General features: G+C 66.7%; 18 protein-coding genes. 4 read left to right on the forward strand and 14 right to left on the reverse strand.

Annotation, left to right across the window (positions count from 1 at the left end; all coding sequences use genetic code 11):
* Window positions 1-26: 26 nt before the first annotated feature.
* The 8 genes from tssH to IG196_RS29300 all read right to left on the reverse strand — a co-directional run bounded on the left by tssH (window position 27) and on the right by IG196_RS29300 (window position 9749).
* Window positions 27-2750, reverse strand: coding sequence for a type VI secretion system ATPase TssH (gene tssH / locus IG196_RS29265; protein WP_192194050.1), 2724 nt, complete (start codon window positions 2748-2750; stop codon window positions 27-29).
* A 40-nt stretch (window positions 2751-2790) separates the two neighbouring features.
* Window positions 2791-3912, reverse strand: a complete 1122-nt coding sequence (tssG, locus tag IG196_RS29270) for a type VI secretion system baseplate subunit TssG (RefSeq protein WP_192194051.1) — start codon at window positions 3910-3912, stop codon at window positions 2791-2793.
* The gene (tssF, locus tag IG196_RS29275) at window positions 3876-5726 is read right to left on the reverse strand and encodes a type VI secretion system baseplate subunit TssF (RefSeq protein ID WP_192194052.1); all 1851 of its coding nucleotides are present in this window, start codon (window positions 5724-5726) and stop codon (window positions 3876-3878) included. The genes tssG and tssF overlap by 37 nt, the downstream gene beginning before the upstream one ends.
* A gap of 29 nt (window positions 5727-5755) precedes the next feature.
* Window positions 5756-6247 (reverse strand): type VI secretion system baseplate subunit TssE, encoded by a 492-nt coding sequence (gene tssE, locus IG196_RS29280; protein WP_095747206.1) that lies wholly within the window; start codon window positions 6245-6247, stop codon window positions 5756-5758.
* A gap of 112 nt (window positions 6248-6359) precedes the next feature.
* Window positions 6360-6872 (reverse strand): Hcp family type VI secretion system effector, encoded by a 513-nt coding sequence (locus tag IG196_RS29285; protein ID WP_062474768.1) that lies wholly within the window; start codon window positions 6870-6872, stop codon window positions 6360-6362.
* Between the two features lie 81 nt (window positions 6873-6953).
* A complete protein-coding gene (gene tssC, locus IG196_RS29290; RefSeq protein ID WP_099793842.1) occupies window positions 6954-8444 on the reverse strand; it encodes a type VI secretion system contractile sheath large subunit in 1491 nt (496 codons plus the stop codon).
* A gap of 2 nt (window positions 8445-8446) precedes the next feature.
* The gene (gene tssB, locus IG196_RS29295; RefSeq protein ID WP_099793844.1) at window positions 8447-8962 is read right to left on the reverse strand and encodes a type VI secretion system contractile sheath small subunit; all 516 of its coding nucleotides are present in this window, start codon (window positions 8960-8962) and stop codon (window positions 8447-8449) included.
* Window positions 8963-9083: 121 nt separating this feature from the next.
* Window positions 9084-9749 carry a tetratricopeptide repeat protein gene (locus tag IG196_RS29300; RefSeq protein WP_225616840.1) on the reverse strand — a complete coding sequence of 222 codons (666 nt, stop codon included), beginning with the start codon at window positions 9747-9749 and terminating at the stop codon, window positions 9084-9086.
* A gap of 217 nt (window positions 9750-9966) precedes the next feature.
* On the opposite strand from IG196_RS29300, the gene tssJ reads away from it, so the two are divergent.
* The 4 genes from tssJ to tssA all read left to right on the forward strand — a co-directional run bounded on the left by tssJ (window position 9967) and on the right by tssA (window position 13978).
* Window positions 9967-10587 (forward strand): type VI secretion system lipoprotein TssJ, encoded by a 621-nt coding sequence (gene tssJ / locus IG196_RS29305; RefSeq protein WP_101494023.1) that lies wholly within the window; start codon window positions 9967-9969, stop codon window positions 10585-10587.
* Between the two features lie 79 nt (window positions 10588-10666).
* Window positions 10667-12013: a type VI secretion system baseplate subunit TssK gene (tssK, locus tag IG196_RS29310; protein ID WP_062481129.1), complete on the forward strand. Its 1347-nt coding sequence runs from the start codon at window positions 10667-10669 to the stop codon at window positions 12011-12013.
* Between the two features lie 28 nt (window positions 12014-12041).
* A complete protein-coding gene (icmH, locus tag IG196_RS29315) occupies window positions 12042-12824 on the forward strand; it encodes a type IVB secretion system protein IcmH/DotU (RefSeq protein ID WP_180839105.1) in 783 nt (260 codons plus the stop codon).
* Window positions 12821-13978, forward strand: a complete 1158-nt coding sequence (gene tssA / locus IG196_RS29320) for a type VI secretion system protein TssA (RefSeq protein WP_192194053.1) — start codon at window positions 12821-12823, stop codon at window positions 13976-13978. Before icmH ends, tssA begins: the two co-directional genes overlap by 4 nt.
* Window positions 13979-14026: 48 nt before the next feature.
* On the opposite strand, the gene IG196_RS29325 is transcribed toward tssA, so the two are convergent.
* The 6 genes from IG196_RS29325 to IG196_RS29350 all read right to left on the reverse strand — a co-directional run bounded on the left by IG196_RS29325 (window position 14027) and on the right by IG196_RS29350 (window position 22503).
* The gene (locus IG196_RS29325) at window positions 14027-14872 is read right to left on the reverse strand and encodes an OmpA family protein (protein WP_192194054.1); all 846 of its coding nucleotides are present in this window, start codon (window positions 14870-14872) and stop codon (window positions 14027-14029) included.
* Window positions 14873-14879: 7 nt separating this feature from the next.
* The gene (gene tagF, locus IG196_RS29330) at window positions 14880-15863 is read right to left on the reverse strand and encodes a type VI secretion system-associated protein TagF (protein WP_192194055.1); all 984 of its coding nucleotides are present in this window, start codon (window positions 15861-15863) and stop codon (window positions 14880-14882) included.
* Entirely contained in the window at window positions 15860-19720 is a 3861-nt protein-coding gene (gene tssM, locus IG196_RS29335; RefSeq protein ID WP_225616841.1) for a type VI secretion system membrane subunit TssM, read from the reverse strand. The genes tagF and tssM overlap by 4 nt, the downstream gene beginning before the upstream one ends.
* A gap of 24 nt (window positions 19721-19744) precedes the next feature.
* Window positions 19745-21217: a hypothetical protein gene (locus tag IG196_RS29340; protein ID WP_192194056.1), complete on the reverse strand. Its 1473-nt coding sequence runs from the start codon at window positions 21215-21217 to the stop codon at window positions 19745-19747.
* Between the two features lie 90 nt (window positions 21218-21307).
* Window positions 21308-21601 (reverse strand): PAAR domain-containing protein, encoded by a 294-nt coding sequence (locus IG196_RS29345; protein ID WP_099793860.1) that lies wholly within the window; start codon window positions 21599-21601, stop codon window positions 21308-21310.
* Between the two features lie 59 nt (window positions 21602-21660).
* Window positions 21661-22503 (reverse strand): M15 family metallopeptidase, encoded by an 843-nt coding sequence (locus IG196_RS29350; RefSeq protein ID WP_412556357.1) that lies wholly within the window; start codon window positions 22501-22503, stop codon window positions 21661-21663.
* Between the last annotated feature and the right edge of the window lie 19 nt (window positions 22504-22522).

Consider the following 22522-nt stretch of genomic DNA (forward strand, 5'->3'; position numbering starts at 1 on the left):
CCCATGGACACGCGCCGTTGCCGCGCCTAGGTGATCCGGTAGCGGAACTCGCCGCCCTTGCCGCAGCTGGCCTTGATCTTCGCGAGCGGCGTCTCGTCGGCCATGCGCGTGAGCACGGCCTCGGCAATCTCGGGCAGCAAGGTGCCGTTGAGGATGTGGTCGACGTTGCGCGCGCCCGAGTCGACCTCGGTGCAGCGTGCGAGCACGGCCTCGACCAGCGCGTCGTCCCACTCGAACACGGCCTTGTGGTTGGTCGCGATGCGGTCGCGGATGCGCCCGAGCTTGAGCGCAATGATCTGCTCCAGCACCGCATCGGTGATCGGATAGAACGGCGCCACCTTCATGCGGCCGAGAAAGGCCGGCTTGAAGGCCTTCATGAGCACGGGGCGCAGCGCGTCGGCCAGTGCGTCGGGCGCGGGGCGCTCGTCGTCGGCCTTGTTGAGGCAGGCCTGCATGATCTGCGACGAACCGATGTTCGAGGTGAGGATGATCAGCGTGTTGCGGAAGTCGATCTCGCGGCCCTCGGCGTCGTCCATCATGCCCTTGTCGAACACCTGGAAGAACATCTCGAGCACGTCGGGGTGCGCCTTCTCGACCTCGTCGAGCAGCACCACGCTGTAGGGCTGGCGGCGCACGGCTTCGGTGAGCACGCCGCCTTCGCCATAGCCCACGTAGCCGGGCGGCGAGCCCTTCAGGCCCGAGACGCTGTGCGCCTCCTGGTACTCGCTCATGTTGATCGTGATGAGCTTCTTCTCGCCGCCGTACAGGATGTCGGCCAGCGCGAGCGCGGTCTCGGTCTTTCCGACGCCCGAGGGGCCGACGAACATGAACACGCCGCGCGGCTTGTTGGGGTCTTCCAGGCGCGCGCTCGCAGTGCGCACGCGCTGGGCCACGGCGGCCAGCGCGTGGTCTTGGCCGATCACGCGCTCGGCGAGCAGGGTGTCGAGGGCGCGCACGGTCTTGATCTCGTCCTTGACCATGCGGCCCAGCGGCACGCCGGTCCAGGCGGAGACGATCTCGGCGACGACGTGGCCGTCGACCTGCAGCGGGACCATCGGCGTGCTGCCTTGCAGTGCGCGCAGTTCGGTGAGCAGGGCATCGAGCTGGTCGCGCGTGGGGTCAGCGGCAGCAGCGGTTTTCTTGCGGCTGGCGGCGCGGGCGGGCGCCTTCTCTGCCACTGCGGGTGCGGCATCGGGCTGCGCGGCCGATTCGTCGCGTTGCGCACGCAGGGCGCGGATGCGTTCGACCAGCGCGTTCTCTTCGGCCAGGCGTTGCTGGCTCGCAGCCAGCTCGGCCTGCAGCGCACTCTTCTGTTCCGCCAGTTCGGCAAGGCGCGCTTCATGGCGCCCGCCGGCCGCGGTGTCGCGCACCAGCGCGGCGCTCTCGGCCTCGATGCGTTCGAGGCCGCGATTCGCTTCCTCGATCAGCGCCGGCGTCGCGCTCTGCCCCAGCGCCACTTTCGCGCACGCGGTGTCGAGCACGCTCACCGCCTTGTCGGGCAGCTGCCGTCCGCTGATGTAGCGGTGCGACAGGCGCACGGCCTCGGTGATGGCTTCGTCGAGCACGCGGATGTTGAAGTGCTTCTCCATCAGCGGCACCATGCCGCGCAGCATCGCAGCGGCCAGCGCTTCGCTGGGTTCCTCGACCTTCACGACCTGGAAGCGCCGCGCGAGCGCCGCGTCCTTCTCGAAGTATTTCTTGTACTCGCCCCAGGTGGTGGCGGCGATGGTGCGCAGCTCGCCGCGCGCGAGCGCAGGCTTGAGCAGGTTGGCCGCATCGCTCTGCCCGGCCTGGCCGCCCGCGCCGATCATGGTGTGGGCCTCGTCGATGAACAGCACGATCGGGTGCGGGCTCTTCTTCACTTCGGCAATCACGTTCTTCAGGCGGTTCTCGAACTCGCCCTTCACGCTCGCGCCGGCTTGCAAGAGGCCCATGTCGAGCGTGTGCAGCGCCACGGCGCGCAGCGACTCGGGCACGTCCTGCGCGGCGATGCGCAGTGCCAGCCCTTCGACCACGGCCGTCTTGCCGACACCGGCCTCGCCCGTGAGGATGGGGTTGTTCTGGCGACGGCGCATCAGGATGTCGATGACCTGGCGGATCTCGGTGTCGCGGCCGATCACCGGGTCGAGCGCGCCATCGCGCGCGCGCTGCGTGAGATTGGTGGTGAACTGGTCGAGCGCGGGCGTCTTGCCGGGCACGCCCGCGGCCAGCGGGTCGGCCGGCGCTTGCTGCGCATCGCCCTCAGCCGCCGCGCCCGAGGCACCGGCTTCCGCCGCTTCGCTCGAACCGTCGGTGAGCTTGTCGAAATCGTGCTTCAGGTCTTCGAGGCGGATCTTCGCGAACAGCGGCGAGCCGCGCTGCGCGAGCTGTGCGAGGTCGGGCTGCGTGAGCAGCGCGAGCAGCAGGTGGCCCGAGCGGATCTGCGCCGCGTGGGCGTCGAGCGAGGCCAGCAGCCACGCCTGCTGGAACAGCTGCTGCAGGTGCTGCGAGAACACCGGCGTGCGCGTGTTGCCGTTCTTGAAGGTCTGGATCTCGCGCTCCAGGTCCGACTGGATCGCGCTGGCGCTGATGCGGTTGGCGTGCAGCACGCGCGCGAGGTCGTTGTCGGTCTGCTCGAGCAGCGCCAGGAACAGGTGCTCCAGGTCGACCTCGTAATGGCCGTGGGACAGGCACAGGTTGGCGGCGCGCTGCGTGGCCATGCGGGCACTGGCGTTGAGCTTGGTGATCAGTGTCTTCAGCGAGGTGCTCATGAGCGGTGGTGTTCTTCTGTCGGTCGTGTTCGTTGAAAGGTCACTGCAGGGGCTGAAGCTCGTACTGCGTGTCGCTGCGATCGCTCTCGGCCTCGCAGGTGGTGATGAAGCTGTCCCAGCCGAGGTGGCTGCCGCCGCTGTCGCTGAGCTGCACGGCGGCCACTTCTTCGCGCGCCAGGATCAGGCGCACTTCGTATTCGCAGGTCACGCCGGCGAGCAGCGCCAGCATTTTTTCGAGTGCCTTCGCATGCGCGCGGCCCGGAAAGAACTCGCGCAGCGCGCTGCGCTTGAGCGGTCCGATCCACAGGCGGATGCGCAGGTCGCGCTGCCAGATGCGTTCGCCGGCCATCGCGTTCTGGCCCAGGCTCACGTTGCCCTCGCCCAGCTTGGAACGCTGTTGCACGGGCATGTCGTACCACTTGCCGAGAAACTGCTCGATGCGGATGTGGCTGCGAAAGTAATCGGACAGCACGCGCTGCAGGTAGGCCGCCGACATTGGCCGGTGACGCACGGCGGCGGCGTAGCCGGCCACGGTTTCGTCGAACACGGTGCCCGTGCCGTCGGTCAGCGGGTCTCGCTGGGCCGTGTGCTCGAGCCCGGCCATCGACAGCAGCACCGGCAGGTAGGCGCGGCTGCGCTCGTGCTCGTAGTGCAGCGGCAGGCGGTACTTGCGCCAGGCTGCGTAGAAGAGCGCAGCGGCGCGGTTGCTGAACACGTCGAGAAAGGCGCGCGCCGAGCTGTCGCGCAGATGCTGCTCGCGGCGCATCAGCATCTCGGTGTAGACGATGGGCAAGGCGCCCGACACACCCAGCATGCCGAACGACGCGGGCGTGAGTTCGATGCGGCTCAGGCCGTGGTCGTCCTCATGCGGCGCCGGCGGCTCGCACAGCTGCGCGCCCGACATCAGCTCGCCCACGGCGTCGCGCACCGCCAGCGCCTCGATCTCGCTGGGCGGAAAGTTCAGGCTCGTGGAGCTGCGAAAGCGCACCCAGCGCGGCACCATGCGCTCGCCGGGCACCAGGCGCTGGTGCACGTCGCGCTCCTGCCGCTTGAGCAGCATGAGCTCGATCAACCGCACCGCCTGGAAAAACTCGAAGCGGTAGGGTTCGCGCAGCAGCCTTTCGGCTACAGGAGGATCGATTCGCCGCTGCGGGGCTTGCATCGCACCAGCTCCTCCTTGTCGCGCGCCGAAACAATCACCAGTTGGGTGAAGCTGTTCAGGTGCACATAGAGACCGAAGAAATGGTCCATCACGCGGGCAAAGGCCTGCAGGCTGCTGCCCACGAAGCCGGTCTCGTCGACCGTGAGCTTGAGCTCGATGCCGCGCACGAAGGTCGCGAAGGGCTTGCCGGGCAACCACTGCGTGGTGGCCTGCTGCTCGATCGCGGTGATGGCCTCGATCTGCCGCGCCGACACGGCCGAACGGCCCAGGTCGTACAGCCGCAGCATCTCTTTCAACGCCGGCAACCCGCTGGTGGCCAGCGACAAATGGTTGAGCGACAGGTGCGACACCAGCCGCCACTGCACGCCCTTGCCGCGCGGCATGCGCAGCGTCTGCGTCGGGCGGCGCAGCATGCGGATCGAGCGCGCCACCGAGTTGCCCTCGATGAACAGGTCGCCGCCGGGCAGGCCGAAGGCCAGCGAATGCGGCAGGTCGCGGTTGGTGCAGGTGAGGTCGATGCTCAGCGTTTCGGTCTGCGGCAGCGAGGGCTGGAAGTCGATGTCGACGATCGAGAGCTCGGTCTCGTAGCCCGGGCTGCGCTGCGCCACGAGTTCGTTGCGGCGCGCAAACCAGTAGTGCTCGGCCTCCTTCGGATGCTCGCCGTGGTGCAGCGAATAGAAGGGCCGGAACTCGATGTACGCGTCGCCCTCGGCGGTCTGCTTCACGAGCTTGACCGAGTCGATGCTGTAGACCTCGAAGCCGAAGGCGCGGCGCGCATCGGCCACCACCGGGTATGCGGCCGCGGCATGCGTGACGCGAATGGGGTCGCTGCGCTGCTTGAAGAGGTTGATGACAGGCGTGCAGCCCAGCCGCAGATTGCGGCTGGACACGCCTTCGAGCAGCCGCGCCGTGGGCGAGTCGGCGCGCACGTCGGTCATCACCAGGTGCAACGTGATCGAGCGGCACGAGCCGATGTGGCGCAGCGCGTTCGCCAGGTCGATGTCGACGAAGTTGAACTTCTCGGGGAACGCGAAGTACTCGCTGAGCAAGCGGTAGGCCGGGTGCGAGCGCGCCGGCAATTCGATGAGCGCGTCGGCCTCCTCGAAGCCGACCGGGTGCAGCGCCTCGCCCTGCACCAGCGTCCACTTGCCGCTGCGTTCGGGCTCCACGAAGACGGCGGCCGTCTTCAGGAAGATGGCGTCGGCCAGCGCCGTGGCCAGCGAAGGCTCGGCGTCGATGAAGGTGCGCAGGCGCGCCAGCGTGAGGGCCAGGGTGCCGAGCGACTTCTGCTCGCCGGTGGCCTCGAGCGTGACCGACAGGCAGCCCGTGGCGTTGCGCGGCAGCGAGGCCTGCGCGGGCGCGTTGACCACCGAGTGGTAGACCACGTTCGACACCTGCACTGCTGCCAGCGTGACGTCGTACACGCTGCGAAAACGGCAGGCGCCGCCGCGCACCGGTTGCGAGGTGAGTTCGGTGCCGCGCGCAATGGTGATGGGCTTGCTGAGCTTGGCGAGCGCCGCGCCGCCGGCATCGAACTGCGCAATGGAGCACGACGGAAAGGGCCGCAGGTAGTGCGGGTACATCACCTCGAGCAGCGCTTCGGTCAGCTCGGGGTAGTCGTCGTCGAGCTTCTTGCTGATGCGGGCCGTGAGCAGCGCGAACGACTGGATCATGCGTTCGACGTGCGGGTCTTCGCTGGCGTCGGCCGAGATGGCCAGGCGCGCGGCGATCTTCGGGTAGCCCTTGGCGAACTCCTGCGAGTAGCCGCGCAGGAAGGCCAACTCGCGTTCGTAGAAGGGCAGCAACTCGTCCATGGTGTGCGTCGTGTGCGCGGATCGTGGCGCTAGGCGTACCGGCTCTTGCCGGTGCCGCGGGTGATGGAGTACTGCAGCGTCGTGGGCTGCAGCATGGCGTCGAAGTTCACCGGCTCGGCCAGCTCGGGCAGCACGAGCAAGGCGGTGATTCCAAAATAAAGCATGTGGGTGCTGGCCTGGCCGTCGACCTCGAGCGACACCGAGACATCGCGCAGGCGCGACTCGTGGCGCGCAATGGCCTGCTCCAGCGAGCGGCAGATGAACGAACGGTCGTAGTGGCTGGCCAGACTCAGGCCCGAGAAATCGCTCAGGCCGTAGGTCATGACGGAACGCCGGCACTCGGGGTAGGCCTCGAGCTTGGCGTCGTCGAAGACCATGCGCGTGTTGAGCAGGGACTCGAGGTCGCGTGCGACCACGTTCTTGACCTCGTCAAGCGACAAATGGCGCAGCACCGGCGAAGCCGGACCGCGCCAGTCGTCATCGAACAGCTTGTCGAGCAGGCCCGGTTCGAATCCTGTCATGGGTCACTCCCTGTCTCTCGCGTCGGACAGCGGGCACGCAAGGCGCCGCGCGGGGGCGCGGCGCCAAAAAGAAACCGCGGCCTGCGCCGCGGTCCACGTTGCCCGACGGGTGTCAGACCGAGTAGGTCTTGTCGTTCTTCGTGAGGCTCCAGGCGCCTTGCGAGTTACCGCCCTGGTTGCCGCCGATCTTCTGCTGCGTGTACTTCCACTGCACGGCGGCGTACTTCAGCGAGAAGGTCTCGCTCGGCACGCTGGCCACGTCGGTGCTCACGACCTTCGGGTTCACGCTGGCGATCAGCACGTACTTGAGCTTGATCTCCATGTACTGCACGCGCTTGCCTTCGCCGTCGGCACGGTAGAACTGCACCGTGACTTCGTCGAAGGTGGTGCCGCCCGACGCGTGCTGATACAGCAGCGGGCTGACGACGTCCATGTCCTTCGTGAAGATCATCTCGCCGTGCTCGCAGCGCTCGGCGGTGTGGCCGCCGGCGGTCGACGCGGTGGCCGAGCGCGGTTGCACGATGCTGTGCTGCCACGAGCTGACTTCGATCCAGTCCTTGTGGTCCTTGTCCTGCGACTCGCCGTTGATGGCCGGGCTGCCGAACTTGACGTAGATATCTTTCATGTTTCTTCCCCTTCTTGATTGATTACTGACAGTTAACGTGTTGAAGCACGGCCCCTCGGCCGCGCGCCCCGATCTGCCTCCTTACTTATTCACTGACTTCGGCAGATCGGCGACCAAGCGCAGTGAAATAGACAGTTCATCCAGCTGGAAGTGCGGGCGCAGGAACGCGACCGCGCGGTACACGCCGGGCCGCCCGGGCACTTCGCCGACCTGGATGGCGGCTTCGCGCAGCGGGAATTGGGCTTTCTGTTCCTGCGTCGCGTTGTCGTCGAGCAGCACGTACTGCGCGATCCAGCGGTTCAGGAACTGTTCGACGTTGTGCGCCGAGGCAAAGCTGCCGATCTTGTCGCGCATCATGGCCTTGAGGTAGTGCGCGATACGCGACACCGAGAAGATGTACTGCAGCTGCGCCGACAACACGGCGTTGGCGTTGGCACTGTCGGTGTTGTACTTCTTGGCCTTCTGCAGCGACTGCGCGCCGAAGAACGCCGCGTAGTCGGAGTTCTTGCAGTGCACAAGCGGAATGAAGCCCAGGTCGCTGAGCTCTTTTTCGCGCCGGTCGGTGATGGCGATCTCGGTCGGGCACTTGAGGGCGATCTCGCCTTCGTCGGTCTTGAAGGTGTGCGTGGGCAGGTCTTCGACCAGGCCTCCACCTTCGACGCCGCGGATCGCGGCGCACCAGCCGAAGTCGTCGAACGCAGCCGTGAGGCGCGTGGCGAAGGCCCAGGCGGCGTTGCACCAGAGGTACTTGGCGTGGTCGGTGCCGTCGACGTCTTCGACGAAGTTGAAGCTGTCGACCACTGTGCCGTCACGCGGGTGGTAGGGCAGGCGGCCGAGAAAACGCGGCAGCGTGAGGCCGACGTAACGCGAGTCTTCCGAATCGCGGAACGACTTCCACTTGGCGTACTCGACGGTGTCGAACACCTTGGCCATGTCGCGCGGCTTGCCCAGGTCGGAGAAGCTCTCCAGGCCCAGCAGCTCGGGCGAGGCCGCGCCGATGAAGGGCGCGTGGGCGGCAGCCGCCACGTGCGCCATCTGGTCCAGGAAGTACATGTCTTCGGGCTGGCGCGTGACGTCGAAGTCGCCCACCAGCGCGCCGAACGGCGCACCGCCGAAGGTGCCGAACTCTTCTTCGTAGACCTTCTTGAACATCGCGCTCTGGTCGAACTCGACGGCGGCCTTGAAGTCGCGGATCAGGTCGCGCTTGGTGGCGTTGATGACCTTGATCTTGAGCATCGTGCCGGTCGGCGTTTCCTTGACCAGGTACTCCAGGCCGCGCCACGTGCTCTCGAGCTTCTGGAACTCGGGCGCGTGCATCACGGCGCTGAGCTGCGCGGAGATGAGCGCGTCGAGGTCGGCCACGCGGGCGTCGATCATGGCCGACACGTTGTCGGAGACGATCACCGAGCCCTCGAGGACCTGGCTCACGAGTTCGCCGATCAGGTCCTTGGTGCGCGTGTGTTCCACGTCGGACTTGGCGACCTTGCTCTTCTCGACGATCTGGTCGAGCAGGTCGACCGTGGCTTCCGATGAAGCGGCACCGCTCGATGCCGATAGTGCTTGCGCGGTCATGTTCAGCTTTCGTCCTTCTTGCCAACGCCTTGTCCCAGGCGCTGGAGTTGCTCGGTGTTGTTCAGCACGTCGGCCAGCAGGTCTTCGAGCTTGCTGTTGCCGGCCATCTTGTTGCGCAGGTCGGCCAGCTTGGTGCGCGCGTCGAGCAGGCGCTTGAGCGGCTCGATCTGCTCGACGACGGCTTCGGGCGAGAAGGCGTCCATCGAGTTGAAGGTGAGGTCGACGCCGAAGCTGCCGCCGCGGCCGTCCAGCTTGTTCGGCACCTGGAAGGCGGCACGCGGGGCCACGCCCTTCATGACGTCGTCCATGTTGTCGCGGTCGATGCTGACGAACTTGCGGTCCTTGAGCTTGGGCTGCTCCACCTCGGACTGGCCCGCCAGATCGGCGATCACGCCGACGACGAAAGGCAATTCCTTTTTCTCGATGGCGTCACCGAGTTCCACGTCGTACGTGAGTTGCACGCGCGGCGGGCGCACTTTTTGGAGACGCTTCTGCACGCTCTGTCTTTTGGTCGCCATAAGCTTTAATACCTTCGCAATAGGACTGAGAAACGAATTAAAAAGTTGTACGGCCCATTCTGAAACCGCACGCCCATTCGTTAATACATTGGTTTAAAAAACCAATTCAAAAACAAAATAATTACTTGAGGGCGTCAAATGGATTGCCGCCACCCGCGCGCGGGGCGGGCGCGGCAGGTGCCGGGCGCGGCGCGGCGACCGGTGCCGGGGCCGGCCGTGCGGCAGCGACCGGGGTCGGCGCGGCAGACGACGGCGAAGGCGCCGGGTTGGCCGCAGCGGCGCGGCGCGTGGGCGTCGGCCGGGCTTCGGGGCCGGCGGGCACCAGGACCGACAGGCCCAGGGTTTCGCGCAGCAGGGCGGCCAGGCGGTAGGCGTCGGCGTTGGCGTCGCCGCTCAGGCTGCTGTCCTTGCCCAGGTCCTCGATGGAGCGGGCCGCAAGGCGCAGGCCGCCCACGGCGGTGATGCTCTTGGCCTGGCGGCTGGACGGGTCGCGGCGCAGCGACTCTTCGGCGGCCGAGATGGCCAGGCTGTAGCGGCCTTCGTTGAAGTAGATCTGCGCGATGCGCGACCACGGCTCACCGCGGGTCGGGTTGTCGGTGGCGAGTTGCTGGTACTGGCGGATGACGGGCGCCTTGTCGCCGGTGGCCGCTGCCGCGCTGGCATCGACCTCGGCGAGGCTCTTGTTGTAGGCCGCGGTGGCCTGGGCAACGGCCGCGTCCGGCGTGGTGGTACAGGCCGACAAAAAGACGGTGCTCGCAATGGCACCGGCAATCATCGTGCGCGACATGATTTTTCGAATCGACACATTCCCCCCTGATCTGACTTTTTAGCAGGCCGCAATCATTCATTAAATTGCGACCATTGACAATAACAATACACGATACTACAGCCGCGTGGATGGCAAATGACGGGGGCGGATTAATGCTAATTTCCTAATCGAAAGTCATTTTCGAAATCGGTTAATCCTATTTGGTCCATCAAAATATTGTTACGACTCGCTTTTAATGAAAATATTAATTACATCTGGCGCGCTGCTGGCCGCGTTGATGCTCGGCGGGTGCAGCTCGCCGGCGCTCACGATCGCCAACATCGCGCTCGAGGCGAGCGGACTGAAGAAGCCCGAGCTGCCCGAGTCGCAGAAACCGCCGCGCAAGGTGACGATGTCGATCGCGGCGGGCAAGAACCTCAACGCCGACGGCCGCAACCGCCCGCTGTCCGTGGTGATGCGCATCTACAAGCTGAAGGAAACGACGGGCTTCTACCAGTCGTCCTTCGACGCCTTCGTCACGCCGGGGCGCGACAAGACGCAGCTGGGCGACGACCTCGTCGAGAGCCGCGAGATCACGCTCATTCCCGACCAGCAATACACCTGGACCGAGATGGTTCCGCGCACCGCCAACGCGGTGGCCGTGGTGGTGCTGTTCCACTCGCCCGATGCCCAGCGCTGGCGCTTCGCGTTCAACGCCGCCGACGCCGAGAAAACCGGCATCGTGATGGGCGCGCATGCCTGCGCGCTCACCGTCACGACAGGCGCGGTGGTGGGCCAGCAGAACGCGCAAGGCGCGGCCCCCACGGGCGCGCTCAACCTGTTGGGACCGGTGACCTGCCGGCCCTCGCCCGCCTGATCTGCAGCGACGGCGGGGCCGTTCAAGTCGACACGACGATGCGATACATTCAAAAAAAATTGTGGGGAGTTGATCCGACGTGAGCTACGCAGCCAAGGTCCTCTGGGGAGAGGGCTTGTTTCTACGCCCCCAGCACTTTCAGCGCCAAGACGCGTACCACGAGGCGCGCCTGCGCGCCACGGCGCAGACGCTGCATCCGTACTTCTGGGGCGTGCGCTCCATCAGCTTCGACCTCGATGCGCTGGCCAGCGGCATGCTGCGCGCTTCGCAGCTGTCGCTGGTGTTCCCCGACGGCGAACCCTACGCGGCGCCGCAGGCCGATGCGCTGCCGCCGCCCATCTCGCTGGACACGCTGAGCCCGGGCCAGAACGAGATCACCTTCTACCTGGTGCTGCACCCGGTGAAGGAACTCGGCAAGAACTACACCGACCCCAACGAGGAAGGCTTTGCCGCGCGCTACACCAGCGACGCGACACAGTCGCTCGACCTGTACACCAACGCCGTGAGCGCCGAGGTGGTGTTTTTGCGCAAGAGCGTGAAGCTCCTGGCCGACACCGAGCCGCGCGAGCAGTTTGTGTCGATCCCCGTGATCCGCATCCGTCGCACCGCCGCGGGCGGCTTTGAAATCGACCGCAGCTTCGTGCCGCCGTGCACCAGCATCGACGCCTCGCCCACCGTGTTCCAGCAGCTGCGCCGGCTGCTCGACGTGCTGCAGGCCAAGGTCAATTCGCTGTACGGCATTCACCGTGAGCCGAGCAAGAACATCATCGAGTTCCGCTCGGGCGACATCGCCTCGTTCTGGCTGCTGCACACGGCCAACTCGGCGTTCGCGTCGCTCTCGCACCTGTTCCATCACCCGTCGCTGCACCCGGAGCGGCTGTTCCAGGAACTGCTGAGCCTGGCCGGCGCGCTGATGACGTTTGCCAAGACCTACTCGCTGAACGACCTGCCGGTGTACGACCACGAGAAGCCGGGCCCGGCCTTCGCCGAACTCGACCGCATCGTGCGCGACCTGCTGGACACCGTCATCTCCACGCGCTACTTCGCCATTGCGCTCACCGAGACGCGCAACGCCTTCTACCTGGGGCGCCTCGACTCCGGAAAGATCGACGAGAAGACCGTGTTCTACATGTCGGTCACCGCCAGCATGCCGGCCGCCGAGCTGGCCGAGGTGGTGCCGCAGCGCTTCAAGATCGGCGCGCCCGAAGACGTCGACAAGCTCGTGCTCTCGGCCATGCCGGGCGTGCGCATCGTCTACGCGCCGCAGGTGCCGCCGGCCATTCCGATCCGCGCGGGCGCCTGCTACTTTTCCATCGACAGCAAGAGCCAGCTGTACGACCGCATGCTGCAGGCGCAGAGCGTCACCATCTACGCGCCGGCCGGCATCCCCGACATGCAACTCGAACTGATCGCCGTGACCGGCTGATCCGCCTGATCGTATGAACACCACCACCCTGAACAAGGCCCCTTCCCTGCTGGGCGGCGACGCGCCGCCCGCGTCGTTCACGCCCGCGGGCGTGGCGCCCGACGCCGATTCGAGCCTGCTCGACCTGCTGTACGACGGCTTCGTGATGCTGTTCCTGCTGAAGAAGAAACAGCAGCCCGCGACCACCGAGCAGTTCCTCACGGGCATCCGCAACTACCTGGGCGAGTTCGAGCGCAACGCGCGCAAGCTCGACGCCACGGCCGAGCAGATCCACGCGGCCAAGTACGCCTTCTGCGCCACCGTCGACGAGTTCGTGCTCTCGGCGCCCGAGTTCGCGATTCGCTCCGAGTGGGAGCGCCGGCCGCTGCAGCTCACGCTGTTCGGCGACCAACTGGCGGGCGAGAACTTCTTCAACATGCTCGAGGTCGAGCGGGCGCACGGTGCCGCGCGCATCCAGACGCTCGAGGTGTTCTACATGTGCCTGCTGCTGGGCTTCCAGGGCAAGTACGCCATCGACGGCACCGAGAAGCTGGCCTACCTCACGGCGCGCGTGGGCGACGAGATTGCCAACGCGCGCGGCAAGCGCACGCCGTTCGCGCCGCACTGGCCGCTGCCCGACCTGATCTCGCACTCGCTCAAGCGCGAGGCGCCGCAGTGGGTGGTGGCCGCGCTGTTCGCGCTCATCGGCCTGCTCGGCTTCGTGGGCCTGTCGGCGCACCTGGGCAGCACCACGCAGGGCGCGCTCGCGAGCTACCAGGACATCGTGAAGCTCGGCCCGCGCCAGGCCAACCTGACGATCTCGTTGCCATGACGGCCGCGACGAACCGCCTCGACCTCGCGGCCCTGCTGGCCCCGATCTCGGAGGCCCAGCCCTGCGGCGAGGACATGCTGTTCTCGCGCGAGTTCGACGCCATCCAGGAGGCGCGCAAGCACGACGACCCCTCGCTCGAACAAGGCGAATGGGTCATCGAGCTGAAGGAGGCCAACTGGCCCTTCGTGATCGCCGAGTGCGACAAGCTGCTGCGCGCATCCACCAAAGACCTGCGGCTGGCCGTGTGGCTCACCGATGCACTGGCCAGCCAGCGCGGCTTCGAGGGGCTGGCCGACGGTTATCGCCTGCTCACCGACCTGTGCCGCCAGTACTGGGACGAGCTGCATCCGCAGCCCGAGGGCGGCGACATCGAGATGCGCATCGGCACCGTCACCTGGCTGATCTCGCGTTCGGTCGAGCTGCTGCAGCGCGCGCCCATCGTGAGCGACGGCAGCACCGGCCACAGCGCGCTGGTCTGGGAGACCGCGCTGGCGCTCGACCAGGCCATCCGCCGCACGCCGGCGCAGGCCGACGAGCTGCAACGCAACAAGGTGACGCTCGACCAGTTCGACCGCCTGCGCCGCGCCACGCCCGCGAAGTTCTTGCAGAAGACGCACCGCGACGTGCACGCCTGCGAGCAGGCACTGGCCGAGTTCGAGGCCGTGTTCGACGAACGCACCGCCTCGAACGGCCCGAGCTTTCGCGCCGCGAAGGACGCGGCCACGGCCATCCGCCAGACCGTCGAGCGCTTTGCGCGCGAGGCCGGCGTGCCGATCGACAACGGCGCGGCGCCACAGGCGCCCGCTGCTGCACCGGCCGCCAGTGCACCGACGGCCCCTTCACGCATCGAACCCGTCTTCGACGCCGCCATGCCCCATTCGCCCCCGATCTACCACGCGGTCGCGCACGCGCCCGCCGCGCAGCCGCCCGGCATCCACAGCCGTGCGCAGGCCATTGCGCAGCTGAAAGAAGTAGCGGCGTATTTCGAGCAGACCGAGCCTTCGAGCCCGGCCGCCTACATGGCGAACAAGGCCGCGCGCTGGGCCGACATGCCGCTGCATGCCTGGCTGCGCAACGTGATCAAGAACGAGCAGGAGCTGGCCCAGCTGGTGGACCTGCTCGATCTGCCCAAGGGCGACGACGAATCGCGTTGACTTCGCGCTGAGCGACAGAAGAAAGGCCCGCGTTGCGGGCCTTTTTCGTTAACGTCCGACGCGGAACTCGATGCGTCGGTTGCGCGAACGCCCCTCGTCGGTCGCGTTGCTCGCCACCGGCTGGTCCGGGCCCACGCCCGAGGTCGTGAGCGTCATCGGGTCGATGCCCTTGCCCACCAGGTAGCCCTTGACCGACTCGGCGCGCGACTGGCTCAGCGCCAGGTTCGACGTGCGATTGCCGGCGTTGTCGGTGTGCCCCACCACCGCCACCGACTTGTTCGTGAGCTTCTGCAGGATGGGCGCCATCTCGTCGAGGATGGCGCGGCCCTTGCTCGTGAGCGTGGCGCTGCCCAGCTCGAACTCGATGGTGCGGTTGCCCAGCACCTGGTCGACCGCGATCTGCTCCGACACGGGCACGCGCAGGCTGTTCTTGATGGTGTAGGTCGGGTTGAGCGCGTTCGCCATGTCGCTCACGATCTTCTGGCGCAGCGCCTCGTTGCCGACCTCGCCGCTCAGCGCCATCTGCGTGCCCTCGATCTGGAACTGGCCGCGGTGGATGTCCTTGAGCGAAGGCGTGATCAGCCGCTGCACGTTGGCGGCCCAGTTGGCCGGCATGCTGACGGTGCTCACCACCTCGATCTTGTCGATCACGCCGCTGGGGCCGTAGATGCGGCGCAGCGCCTCGATGACGGCGGCGCGCGTGGCCTCGTCGGGCACCTGCCCGCCGGCCACGACCGGCTCGCCCTTCCCGACGGCCGCGGCCGTGGTCTCGACGCGCGCGGCGGTGGCGCCTGCCGCGGGTTGTTGCTGCTGTGGTTGCTGGGCCTGCACGGCCGGCACGAGCGCGAGCCCGCAGGCCATGGACAGCACGAGAACGCGCAAAGAACAATTCATGACCGTGTCATTCCCCGATGAAGACTTCGCGAAAGGCGGTGAGCACGATGTCCAGCGGCAGCTGCGGCTGGTCGAGGTAGCTCACCAGCTTGAACATCGCGTAGTTGCTGTGGATGGTGTCCTCGACCCACTCCGGGTTGTCGATGTCGATGTTGTGCTCGGTGTAGACCTGCGGATGCAGCACGCTCTGCAGGCTGCGCGGCGACAGGCCGTTGAAGCCGATCACCAGCCGCGCGCGGCCGTCTATCTCGGTGACCAGCAGCACCAGCTCGAAGTCGGCCTTGGCCAGAAACTGCGACACCATCTCGAGCCAGAAGGTGGCAATCAGCGAGCGGTCGACCGGGTCGCGCGGCAGCGGCAGCGTGAGCCCCTTGTCCAGGTGCGACACCGCGCTGGCCATCACGGGCTGCAGCAGCAGGCCCAGCGCCAGGATGGCGCGGCGCAGCGACACCTTGTGGCCGTCGAAGTTGAGCATCTGCTCGATGCGCAGCAGGCTGGTGTCGCGCGTGAAGGCCGCATAGGTGGCGCGCGAGGCCGACTTCCTGAAGCCGGTCTCGATGGCCGGGTCGATGGCCTCGAACTTCTTCAGCTCGCTGTCCAGGTCGGTGCCGGCCGCCAGCGACTGCACCTGCACCGCCATTCGATCCCAGTAGGGGCCGACCAGCATCGGCGCGCCGCGCATGAAGTCGAGCGCCTCGTCGACGTCCACCGAGGTGGCGGCCAGGAACGGGTAGCGGCGCGACGACTCGTCGCGGCTGGCGCGCAGGTGCCCGGCAATCGCCACGCGGCTGCGCGAGCCCAGGCACACGAAGTGCATCGGCGCCGCGTTGTCGTAGATCAGCTTCCAGCGCGGGTCTTCCGACAGCATCTCCATGGTCTGCGACAGCCAGTGGTCGAACACCTTGATGAGCTGCGGGTTGTACAGGCCCTTCACGAAGTCGCCGCGACCGGGCAACTTGCCGAAGTAGCACAGCTGTTGTGGCGCGCTCATTTTCCTGCCCCCCCTGCCTGCACCGGCACTTGCGCCGGCGCCTGAACTGCCGCTGCTGCGCGCGGCACACCAATCTCTGCGACCGTCGGCGGCAGCACCGTGCCGCGCAGCCCCTTGCCTTGCGGCGAATCGCCGCCCGAGCCGGCCGACTGCGTGTTCTGGATCACGCGCAGCTTGACGGTCACGCTCGCGTTGTCGCGCGCCCATGTGAGCTCGAAGCTGCCGTCGGGCAACTTGGTGCGCTGCGCCGTGCTGAGCAGGCGCTCCAGGCCGAAGTTACCCGGCTCGTTGATCAGCTCGACCGTGCGCCCGTCGAAGGTGACGGCGGTGATCTTCGCGCCCGGCGTGCCCTGTGCGTTGGGCCAGACGAAGTTGGACCACTGCGGCGGCGTGTTGCGGTAGCGCAGCTGCTGGCCGTCGATTTCGACCATGTATTCCGTCAGGCCCGACACGGGCTGCGGCAGGATCTGGAACAGCGTCTGCGGCTGCGCGCTGCCACCGGCACCTGCTGCGGCACCGCCCGACAACGGCGCCACCCACTGCGCAAAGCCGTTCACGAAATCGGGGCTCAGCGTGAGGCCCTGTTCGCCCCAGGCGCGCGGCGACAGCAGGTCGCCGCGGCGGATCACCAGCGAGCCCAGCGTGGTCGTCACGAACTTGCCGATGGCGCCTTCAGGTCCGAAGAACTGCGCGATTTCCGCCGGCGAGGCTTCGATCTTCGCGCTCGCCGAGAACGGGTACTTGGTGGCCAGCGACTGCTGGAACGGCTGGTGCACCTGCGCGCTCCAGATCTTGTTGACCTCCACCGCCGTCGGCTGCACCGTCACCGCGTACGCCTGCAGCAGCGGCCGCACGAGCAGCGGGCGCAGTGCCTGGCGTTGCGCGGCGTCCATGCCGGTGAGCATCTGCTCGTCGACGTACTTGAGCGCGTCGGCCAGCTCGGAGCCGTTGCCCTCCAGCGTCTGCTGCATGAGCTGGCGCGCGCCCGGTCCGGGGTCGCCCTGGTTCTTGATCTGGTTGAAGCGCCCGCGCAACTTCGACAGCGTGCCCAGGTAGCCGCGCAGCAGCGAGGTGTTGTCGCGCTCGACCACCAGGCGCGCCACGCCCGCGAACTCGCGGCCGATCGGGCCCATCGGGATTTCCGTGGCGCCACCGTTGAGGTCGACGTTCACGTTGACCTGCGACGGCGTGGCGCGGCTGAAGAGGCGCTTGAACCAGTTGAAGGCCCCGGTGCGCGCCTGCTGCAGGCCGGCGTTGACCAGCGAGGGGTTGTCCCACGAGGTCTGGTCGTACACCGTATCGAAGACCTTGCGGATCGGCGAGTTCTGCGGATCGCCGAGCTGGTTCATCGCCACCACGGCCTGCTCGAAGCTGCCCATGTCCTTCACCGCGATGCCCTGCAGGAAGCGCTGCCACTCCTTGGCGTACTCCAGCTTGTACATGGTGGCCAGCGTCTTGCGGATCTGCTCCGGGCTGCCTTCGAGCGTCAGGTCGTCGTTGCCGGCGACGTTGAGCACCCAGTCCTTGCTCGAGGTTTCCTTGTTCGCGGCGTCGCGGATCGCGTCGTCCACGTACTGCTGCCAGGCCTCGCGCGTGAACGCGCCCGAGATGGCGACGCTGCCGGCGAGCGTGCCTTCGCTCTCGGCACTGCTCGCCGTGGCCCCGAGGATGCGTGCCACGGTCATCGGCGCGAAGCGCGTCGAGGCGCGCGCCTTGATCTCGGCGTACACGCGTTCGCGCGCCGGCATGCCGCGCACCACGCGGCGCAGGTTGTCGCGCGTCTGCTCGACCAGCGCGAGGTTGGTGTCGGCCAGCGCGGGCCAGTTGTCGTCGCCCACGCGGCGCAGATAGAAAGTGATCATGCGTTCGGCGTCACGGATGACCGCCGCACGCGGCATGTCGCCGCGGTTGCTCTCGAGCCAGCCGCGCCAGAAGCGCGAGATCTGGTCGGTGAGGTGGGCCGTTTCCACCTGCCGCTTGTCGGACAGCATGAGGTAGGTCTTGAGCGCGTTGTAGGCGTCCTGCACATCGGCCGGTGAGGAGCCGGCATACAGGCCGCCGCCTTCCGGCGCTGCGGCGGGTGCCGTGGTGGTCGCAGCACCGGCGACCGGCAGCGGCGCGGGCGCCGTGCCGCCCGTCAGCGCGGCCACCGCATCAGCGCGCTTCAGGCGGTCGGGGTGCGCGTTGACGTCGCGCAGGAAGGCCTGCAGGTTGTCCGACACCGGCGCGAGCATGAGCTGCTTCACGCCGCCGTAGTACTCGGCCACGAGCTTGTCTTCGAGCTGGTTGCCCTGGTACAGGCCCAGCGACAGCGAGAGCGGCCGGTCGTTGCGGAATTTCTCGAGCTGCTCGATGCGGTCCTGCAGGATGTTCAGCGCCTCGAAGCGCGTGCGCAGCCCGTTGTCGCTGGCCTGCAGCTTGACCACCTTGTCGAGGTCGGCCTGCACGTTCTCGACCAGCTGGCGGTTGCCGAGGTACGACCAGGTCCAGCCGCCGAGCAGGAGGCCCAGCACGGCGACGAAGGCGAAGAAGCTCACGTAGCGCACGCGCGCCTTCACGGGGCTGGAGAACTGCCGCACCGTCTTCTTGTCGGCAAAGATCACCTTGGAGAACAGGTCGCGCAGGAAGAACCCGTTCTGCGAATAGATTTCCTTCGACTTGGTGGCCGCATTGCTCAGCGTGAGCCCGAAGCGCTTGGCGATGCGCTCGGTCGACAGGCTGCGCATCGTGCCCTCTTGCAAGGCGCTGGTGAAATAGAAGCCGCGGAACACCGGCTTGTGCTGGAACGGGTTGCTCTCGAACAGCGTGGCCAGGAAGGCCCGCAGTGCGGGCTTGATGGCCGCGAACTCGAGCGGAAAGATCAGCAACTCGGGCGACGGGTCGCTGCTGCGGTGGTTCGCGAAGTGCGAGACGCTGATTTCCTTCAGGCCCATGTAGAGCTCGTCGAAGCGCTTGTCGAACAACGCCACGGCGTCCTGCTTCTCGTCGCCGTCGTACGGGAGCGAGGCGCCCCACACGCGGTCGCGCTCCATCTTGTCGCTGTCGCCGAAAAATTCTGCAAAGCCGGTGATCAGGTCGGCCTTGGTGAACATCACGTAGACCGGCGCGAACACCTCGAGCCGCTCCGTGAGTTCCTGCATGCGCTGGCGCAGGTTCTTCGCGAGCTGGATCGCGAAGTCGGGCCGGCTGCCGATCAACTCGGGAATGCTGGCCGTGATGATGATGCCGTTGATGGGCGCCTTCGGCCGGTACTTCTTGAGCAGGTCCAGAAAGCCGAACCACTCCTTGCGGTCTTCCTGGTGAATGGAATAGCGGCCCGCGGTGTCCAGCACGATGCCTTCGGTGGTGAAGAACCAGTCGCAGTTGCGCGTGCCGCCGATGCCCTGGATCACCGCGTTGCCCTTGTCGGCGAACGGGAACTGCAGGCCCGAGTTCAGGATGGCGCTGCTCTTGCCCGCCGCCGGGTTGCCGATGACCATGTACCAGGGCAGCTCGTACAGCGCCTCGCTGCCCGACATCTGACCGATCTTCGAGGTCTTGATGGTCTTCACGGCCTCGACCATGCGTCCGCGCAGCTCGTCGATCTCGGCCTTGCGCTCGGGGTCGCTGTCGCGCACGGCCGCGTCGGCCTGCTCCTCGAGCATGTCGCCGAGCTTGCGGTTGGCCGCGCGCGTGCGCATGCGCCGCACGAACCACACGAGCAGCCACAACAACAGCAGCACCACGAAGATGCCGACGGCCCAGATCGCGCCGACTTCGAGCGTCTGCGCCCCGAGCAGCAGGAACGCGCCGAGCGCGATGGCGCCGATCACCGACAAGGTGCGCGGATCGGCCAGGAAACTGAAAAATCGCCGCATAGAAGTTTCTGGAATCGGTCCTGTTTAAGTAGCGGGTGACGCGGGGCTCGCCGGGCCGGCCAGCAAGGCCGTTCGGGCGTGCGCGTCCTGCACGGAAATGGCGAGCACATGCCGGACTTCGCGCGCGGCCAGGTGGCACGCGAGCACGACGGCGCTCATGTCGGCCGCGGCCCCCAGGTGACCCAGGGTGGCGCAGACGGACAGGTTGTTTTCGAAGGGCACATGGGGCAGGCGCTCCTGCACGAGGCTGGCCACCTCGGTGACGCGGCTGGTGCGGTGGTCGGCATCGCTCACGACCCAGTCGACCTGGGCGGTCTCGAGGGCCGCGCTCGCCAGCAGGCGCTGCGCGAACAGATCGAGCAGGCTCGCATCGGGCGTGCGCGCCGTGTCGGCCGACGCATCGCGCTGGCCGCTTGCGCTGCGCGACAGCCGCACGGCCTGGGCCGGCGCCAGCAGTGCATCGTCGGCGCGCACGAGCAGCAGGCCCGCAGCAGCTTCGCCGGGCACGCGGCCCTTGCGGCGCGTGGCGGTGTACAACAGGCCATCGGCTTCCCAGCGCGCGATGCTTGCCTCGGACACCGAGGAGTCGGCCGCCAGCGCGATCCACAGTGCGGGCCGCTGCTCGCGATGCAGCGACAGGCTGATGCGGTCGAGCAGCGCCATGGCGGACACGCCGTCTTCACTCTTGAAGCAGTCGACATGCCAGCGCTGCGACGCATCGCCCTCGCGCACGCGCTGCTGCACCCACTGCGTGGCGATCACGCGTTCGCTCTCGCTCCATGCGCCTGGCAACAGCAGCGAGAGGCTCAGTTGCGGCGCCGCCGCCGGCCCCGGAATGACACCGCCGCTGGACACGAAGCGCCCGGGCGCGCGCACCGACAGCGCATCGCCGGCGTTCGCGATCGCCTCGGCTGCGGACGTCAGCAGCTCTTGCAGCACATCCGACATGAGGTGGATGGCGCGCAGCCGGTCGTCGGGCAGCGCATCGACATCGAACGATTCGCCGCCGGGTTGCAGGCTTTCACGCAGGTGCTCGCGCAGTTCGTTCTCGTCGATGCCTTCGACACGGCCCGCGATGACGGGGAAGCCTTCGCCGTCGCGCAGTTCGGGCACCAGCTCGGGTGTCTGTGCCTGCCCGATCGCCGTGGCCACCGTGTCGGCATCGCTGCCGCGGGGTGTGCGAAGGGCGAAGGAAAGCACGGCCATCTGCAGACGCTCTTGCGATGCGTCGGGTGTCGCGGCATTCGATGAGGCGGCGGCACCTGCGGCCACTGTCGCGCCACCCACGGGCAACGCAGCAGTGGGTGCCGCCGTGAAGATGCGGCGCAGCACCACATAGAAGAGCATCAACGCCAGCGGCAGCACCACGAGGTAGAGCACGATGTCGCTCGTGCTCGGCATGCGCGCCGTGTACTGCCAGTAGACGATCACGAGCACCCACACCGTGATGAACACGGCGCAGGCCAGCAGAACGGGCTTGATCAGTCGCGCCAGCATCAGGACCCCGTGGAGGCCTTTGTCACGAGCGCACGCACGCGGTCGCGCGACCGCATGCCATGCCTGCAGCCGAAGAAGGACGCGCCGCCGTCATTCGGACGCGGAAGCGATCTGGCTGGACAGCAGCCTGCAGCCGCAAGCCGCGCGGTCGCCATGGCGCGCCACGCGCCGGCCGTCGAGCGTGACGCAGTCGCTGCCTGTCACGATGGGGTTGATGCCATGGCCGGGCCGTGGGCACGACACCATGTCGCCGATGCGCGCCACGCGCCGGTCGTCGATGCTTGTGTTTTCGGACGCGGTGATCACGAAGCCGCCGTGGTCGGTCTTGTCATGCAGAACGATCCACGGCCGATCGTTGTCGGCGTCGGGTTGATCCTCACCCATTTGAACTCCCCCCTTGATTGCCTCGTGGTGTGCCGATGCGACAGGTGTCGCCTCGGCATTCAGTTGCGTGACAATTTAAATCCCGGCTTGCGGTACTCCACGTGACCGTAGTCCCTGAAGGACCATCGACCACCCCAGACCAAGCCCACGGACTCGGCCGCTTCGCCATAGAGGCGATAGCCTTCCATGGCCCATGGATCTTTTTCAGAGATCACCAGCTTGCCATTGCGATAGAACGCGTTGTCTGCCGCAAGTCCATACTGATGATAGCTTTGATTCGCCTTCGCCATGGTCACTGTATTGCCCAATGCAGCGAGTTTGGCTTGTCGTTCGGGGCTGCGATAACCCTCGAGCAATGCGAGGTCGTAGCCGTGCTTTTCTTTCATGATCTTGTAGACCAGCAGCAAACGATTACGAAAGTCCACATCGAGAGCAGCCCAGTCCCGACTGCCTTCTTTCGTAAGCGGACGAATCTGCTCGACCTCTGCAGTGGCAAACACCTCGGGCGGCAACGGCTGCGGCGGCACCAGCTGCTCGCCCTGCAGCAACGCTTCGATCTTCGGGTCGCTTTCGGTGGCCCAGTCATCGAAGAAGAGAACGCGGCCACTTCCGAAAGTCACACTTAACAACACCGGCACGATAAGCAGACCCATGCCCGACAGCAACAAGTAGCGATGCCTTACGGCAAAAGTACGCACTCCTGAGCCGCTGTCGCGCATCAACTGAAAACTTGCTTCGGACACAAAACCGAGGCGACGTCCTATTCCAATAAAAAAGAATGCAATAGCAGTAGAAATGGAGACCGTCGCTCGCAACACACGGTCACGAAAAGAAGGGAACAAGAAGATGGCAAGTGCTGCCACCATCAAGGCAAAATAACAAAAGAGAGTGAAGAAGATCAACGGTGTTCAATGAGAGCCA

This window comes from Variovorax sp. 38R (assembly GCF_014843395.1).
Classification (GTDB): Bacteria; Pseudomonadota; Gammaproteobacteria; order Burkholderiales; family Burkholderiaceae_C; genus Variovorax; species Variovorax paradoxus_H.